This is a genomic window from Citrobacter sp. Igbk 14 (assembly GCF_028069825.1).
Classification (GTDB): Bacteria; Pseudomonadota; Gammaproteobacteria; order Enterobacterales; family Enterobacteriaceae; genus Citrobacter.
On record NZ_JANEWM010000108.1, the window covers coordinates 1 to 5693 of the forward strand.

The window sequence follows — 5693 nt, forward strand, 5'->3', positions numbered from 1 at the left end:
GATAATAATTCTTACTTAATGGTTTTTATGCTAATGCTCTTCTTCGATTATGGTAGGAAGACTCTGAATGTCGTATTCAGATTTCGATAGTGCAACATCAATCCCAACTTGAAATGGCGCTACTCCAGTATCCTCTCGCTTTTATTGTCAGTAGTCTGACTTACTGTTCAGCGCCTCTTCATTGCCATCCGAAACTCGATGACGTATCCTGTACAGTAGTTTTGTGACGGTTATAGCTGCATTATTCAACATTGGTATATAACAGTTTACGGCCAGTGATGGCTGGAGGTATTTTGCTATGCCGACTGTTACGTTCATAGAACTTACACCTTCATGAAGAAACGAGGAATCAACCAGTCACGACATGGAAAAATTGAAAATGTGGACGCAGAGAGGTTATCCACTTATATAATTTCACGCTAAATGATTACTTTAAAATGATGTTATTGCTTTTTGCCCATTTTCTTAATCTTCCATTAGCATTGGAATAAGGTGAGGATGTGTTAAATGAGATCATTCTCCCCATCGTCCATTTTGTGTACCATGGCCTTCCATATAAAACGTCATCGGTTCGCTCATCAATAATTTTCACAATTTCATTTTTTACAGTATGAAGTTCAGCTATTAATAAATCATAACCTAACTCACTGTAATCTGAGTAAAATTTTTGTGCAAGAAGACCAAGTTGGTTCCATTTATAACCTGTTTCTGGAAAATCGACAGGCAAACCTTTTGCATCGGAAGTGATCCACTTTACAACAAGAGAGTTCCATCCTATTAGATACGAAACAAGGTCACGGACACTCATCTTCGTTCCTTTTGCGTGCCCATCCATTGAGTTATCTATTGTGATTCCAGGCGGGATTACTTTAAGGTAACTAATTAATTTACTGAAGCTTTTATCAATGGCGAAAAGTAATTCAGCTTTCGTTTGAGGCACACTCATACGGAAATCCTCTCATTTTAAATGAGTCATCATAAAGGCGCTGAGTGGTGTTTGAAAAGTACTACCTACCATAACAGGGGAAGACAATGATAGATACAGAAAACCTCTAGATAATAAGTTCTCGAGAGGACGTATTTTGGGCCAGGGTAATTCTGACAGGGCACTCAAAAGTTGAATGTAACTAAAAAAGGAGTATTTACAGTAGGATAGTGTTGTTAGCAACAAAAGTAACATATGATGGGTTTTTGTTGGGTTCATGAATTCTTACAAACATGTCAAAGAGGGATGGAAATGAGAATCGGTATTCTTGGAGCAACCGGAAGGGCGGGGAGAACGATCGCATTAACTTTAATTGAGAATGGTGTCCATGATGTGGTATTGATCGGCCGGGATAACAACCGGCTAGAGCAACTGCAACAGGAGTTAGAATCTGTGTCGACGGTCTCTCCTGCTTTCTTCACAGTATCCTTAGACAACTCGCTTTCTCTTAATTTAGCTTTTAAAAGTATAGATATGGTAGTTATTGCCATCAGCTCGGCTGAAAAACTACCTAGTGTGATCGATGCTGCATTAGACACAAAAACAGATTGTCTGGATATTTTTTTATGCAGTGATCGAAAGCGTCTGATATTAGAGTCTTATCAGCAAAAGATCCATGAAGCTGGTATTGTTTATATTACCGATGGAGGTTATCACCCAGGCATCCCAGCTGCTATGGCGAGGTTTGCAGAGAAAGTATCGCCAGGTCTGTCGACAATTAATGTTTATAGTTCATTCGGCGTTGACTGGGGAGAGAAAACTCTCTCAGAACAGGCAATGATCACGTTTATGGAAGATGTACTGTCCACCAAGATGTGTTTTTTAGAAGAAGGGAAGTGGTGTACCGGAATGAAGATAGTGCGCTTCTCTTTAAGAGATAAAAATCAGCACTTTTTCCCTATAGACCTAGATGAAATGCGGTTTCTCACGTCATATATACCAACCTTGAAGAATGCTGGATTCTTCGCTGCTGGTTTTGGAGTCTTTATTGACTACATCATGATGCCAATATTTCTCTTTCTGGTAAAAATATCACCTAAATTCATTAGGTTAGTCGCAAGAATGTTCGCTTTTACATTGAAAATGCTATGTAATAATGAACGTTTTGCATTATTGCATCTTCGTGGTGAGGGTCCCCATGAAGAGATCGAGATAACAATATCACATGGTGATGCCTATGGACTGACAGCTTTACCAGTTGTTGCCTGTCTGAAGCAATATACGGAAAACAGAGCCAAACCAGGTGTTTATAGACAAGCGATCTATGTTGAACCGTTAGAATTCATTAATGATTTGAAGAGTATGGGGGTATCGGTCAATCTAAATAGGATACCTAAAAAATAATTATTATTGTTTCCTACTCCAACATGATTATTGCAAGAATCTGTTGGCTGCGATGAATTTGGGGTTACGCATAGTGTACAGAGTTAGTTATCAACTGGTCACTGGCCTCAAATCGGAATGAGTTGTCACTTTGATTTAGACAAAATATACCGCACACTAGTTCAGCAGACGATTGGTCACGAACATTCAAACCAAGGACAAACCAAGGTTTACACAGGCAGGATGAAAGTTTCTGATTCGCTTCCAGTTGTTGATAGTGTTGACTGGTTTTAGTGATAGTCATTCTAATTCAATGGGTTTGCTTATCCGTGGTTAAGTACTTATCGACAGGGAAGCACTATGTCGGGGTATCGCAAAAGTGGAAAAATTGCATAAGCAAACCCGAAAAAAACGCAGATTAAAATAATCTTTGCACTGCTATTTGTTTTGAGATATTGTTATTATGGACTTCTATATCTCATGTAAACTTTCTTCGAAAAAGTTTCATCCACCTTTTTTACCATCGGGCTTTGCTTGATGGGGGTTGAACTACCTGTAACCGCTTCGTTTTACGGTGGTCAGATGGTAATAACTTATACGTGTGTATATGCGGGGGTGTTTATATAAACAATTTATGGGGTGTTGTGTCAGAAGAGGGAACTGCTCATTCAGTACTCGCACCTGCTACGCCTTACACAACCAAAATTCATAAACACGGGCGTTACAGGGTCATCACAGGTGATGTTTTCATTCGTAATGGTTACGCCTACCCGATTAACACCACCGACCAATCCGGTGTTCGCCTTGATATCCTTACCCCTGTAGCAGAACAGCTTGATGCAATACTATCCATCTACAGTCGGGTTTACTTCTCTCGCTTCGATTTACGCTTACCTGAGAATACCCAAATAGACACAGGCAACAGGTGGGTAAGCGACCTGTTTAAAAAACTACGTGAACGCCTGAGGGCTAAATTAAACAGGCCTGGGGGATTGGCAGAACCGATCCTCAACTTTGCTTATGGCTGGGTACGGGAGAAAGAGACAGCAAAACAGGTGCATTACCATTGCTGGATTGCCCTCCCGCATCGACAGGTCAGACGCCTTGGGACACCCACAAGCGGCATTGCCGGAAGTATTGTTGAAATCTGGATGGGCCTGACGGGCGGTAAAGCAGCGCTGGTGGAGCTGCCAAAAGCAACGGAAAGATATCCGAATCATTACATTATCGAAAGAAATAAGCCGAAAACGCTCGAGGGGCCTTTTCTGTGGGTATCGTATCTGGCGAAAGAGCGTGGAAAGTATCAGACCGGAAATGGGGATCGGGTCCACTCAACATCAAAATTGAGCAATAAAAACCATAATTGCTAAATCCTTAGTGTAACGCTCTCTACGGCCTTCAAATCAGGAGGTAGTACCTTCGCATTACCCACACTACAAAAGGCGCTCACGATAGCGCTCATTGCGTTTAACAATGCCTTCTCTCATGCACCACAGCTTAACTTTTAAATATAGCACCCCATCACTATCTTTTCCAGGTAGATTTAAGCTGGTGTGCGGCTCCGCTGGATTTACTGTCGCCGGAATATTTCGAATTAATTGACCCGAAAATAGCCATAATTAAGCCTCACACGTTGGCAGGGCAGCATCTGAATCTGAGTGAAGGCAGGTTAAATCTTACGCCTCTTTGATGTTCCAGTTTCGTTTGATAGTCGGGAGACTTAAATTCAATGCTAACGCCGCTTTGGACTGACTCAGCCCCTTAGCTCTGGCTTCCTGTACACGCTGAAGGGTATCTGCCGCAGCTGGACGGCCTAACTTTTTACCCTCAGTCTTAGCTCGCGCAAGACCCTCTTTTGTGCGTTCAATGATGCGGGATTTTTCGAACTCTGCAAACGCAGAAAACATTTGCAGCATCAGTTTCCCTTCCGCGCTGGAAAGGTTACGCACGGGCAGATCAAGCGAAACAACGTCAATCCCTTTGTCCACCAGCATCGTAATGGTTTGCTGCACGTCGATGTTGTCCCTTCCCAGGCGGTCCAGTTTCAATACTACAAGCTGATCCCCAGCCTCCAGTTTATGAGTCACCATATCAGCAAAGCCTTTGCGCTGCATCGCCTGTACTCCCCCTGACACGGTTTCTGATATCACCCTGCTATCATTCACTGCATAGCCAGCCTGACGAATCGCCATAATCTGGTTTTCTGTTGACTGTTCGCTGGTGGACACACGGCAATATGCAAATGTACGGCTCATAATCGCTCCCCTGATTGGTATCAAAAACGGTATCATAATTAACTGATGGTATCATAATGTCAATATGCTAATTTAATGACACCAATTTAAGGTAGGGTTTACTGGTGTCATAAAACGTTCGATTGTTGATACCATTCTGATCGCCACCTTCGGGTGAACCCGCATGATATTTGAGAAAGATTAAGTGTTCATTTTCTGCGCAGGCTAACGCTGCTTGATCGATATGACCATCTGTTGATGATATTTAGTGCAATAGAGCAGGGAAGATGTACGATCTTATAACGATGAGCCAGAAGGGAACTTCTGACTCTTGGCGTGATGGCTAGTTGATCGTGCAGTTATTACCTGAAGGTGAACCAATCAAAAGCATCATCTTGTCGCAGGTAATTACTGTTTTTTGCCCCTTTCGCAATTTTGCTGCTTTGCTTCTTTCTCCATCCTCCATGCTGAGCCGAACGGGCATAAATTGATTACCAGTTTGTAACTCGATAACGACATCATTTTTGAAGTCTTTTCGGATTTCTTGAATAGGCCCAGTTATCTCGATTTTTCGTCCACCTATTTTATTGTCAGCAGCTATTTCGTTCTCACTGTAAAGATTGCTCAGAGATTTGGCCGTAGTACGATAAATCAAAGTGTTACTAAGTGCTATCATCGCTTGTTCTGGCTCAGATACAAAGTTGTTGATAATCTGGCTCTTAAATTCAGGTTGTCTTAGCACATAGCGACCTAAATCGTCACAGCTATTGATCATTACTCCATCGTTTGTAGGGCCCCATCCATTCTTTTTCAGACGGCCTCCAACCCTAGAACCTAGTACTATTGAATTATGTACTTCACCATAACTTTCCGACTTCTTGTTCATACCGCTCGCCGCATCAGCGATGAGACTATCAGTATCATCATCGTTCATAGCCCCCATACAGCCTGCTATTACTAGACCCCTTATATAAGTAGCAACATTATGTTCATCTAATTTTGTACTGACATTTCCACCAACATTCGTATCAGCAAGCACGCAACCATAGACACTAAGTCCTAATATTACAGCAAAAATCTTTTTCAAAATCAGTCTCCTTACCAAAGTGAATAGAAGTATAACGGCACAATGTTTTGATATCTTTAATTAC

5 protein-coding genes and 1 pseudogene are annotated in these 5693 nt (G+C 41.8%); 2 read left to right on the forward strand and 4 right to left on the reverse strand.

Going from position 1 to position 5693, the window contains the following annotated elements; all coding sequences use genetic code 11:
• Positions 1-47: 47 nt before the first annotated feature.
• Together NNN64_RS22260 and NNN64_RS22265 are read right to left on the reverse strand one after the other, a co-directional pair.
• Positions 48-279, reverse strand: a pseudogene (locus NNN64_RS22260) (ISL3 family transposase); the annotation flags it as partial.
• 148 nt (positions 280-427) lie between these two features.
• Positions 428-946: a ClbS/DfsB family four-helix bundle protein gene (locus NNN64_RS22265; protein ID WP_271442807.1), complete on the reverse strand. Its 519-nt coding sequence runs from the start codon at positions 944-946 to the stop codon at positions 428-430.
• A gap of 291 nt (positions 947-1237) precedes the next feature.
• On the opposite strand from NNN64_RS22265, the gene NNN64_RS22270 reads away from it, so the two are divergent.
• A complete protein-coding gene (locus NNN64_RS22270; RefSeq protein ID WP_271442808.1) occupies positions 1238-2329 on the forward strand; it encodes an NAD(P)-binding domain-containing protein in 1092 nt (363 codons plus the stop codon).
• A gap of 623 nt (positions 2330-2952) precedes the next feature.
• On the forward strand, positions 2953-3678 hold the full coding sequence (locus NNN64_RS22275) for a YagK/YfjJ domain-containing protein (RefSeq protein ID WP_271442809.1): 726 nt from the start codon (positions 2953-2955) through the stop codon (positions 3676-3678).
• Positions 3679-3984: 306 nt separating this feature from the next.
• Here the strand turns inward: NNN64_RS22275 and NNN64_RS22280 are convergent, their stop codons facing one another.
• Together NNN64_RS22280 and NNN64_RS22285 are read right to left on the reverse strand one after the other, a co-directional pair.
• A complete protein-coding gene (locus NNN64_RS22280) occupies positions 3985-4563 on the reverse strand; it encodes a recombinase family protein (protein WP_271442810.1) in 579 nt (192 codons plus the stop codon).
• 322 nt (positions 4564-4885) lie between these two features.
• Positions 4886-5629 (reverse strand): OB-fold protein, encoded by a 744-nt coding sequence (locus NNN64_RS22285; protein WP_271442811.1) that lies wholly within the window; start codon positions 5627-5629, stop codon positions 4886-4888.
• Positions 5630-5693 lie beyond the last annotated feature (64 nt).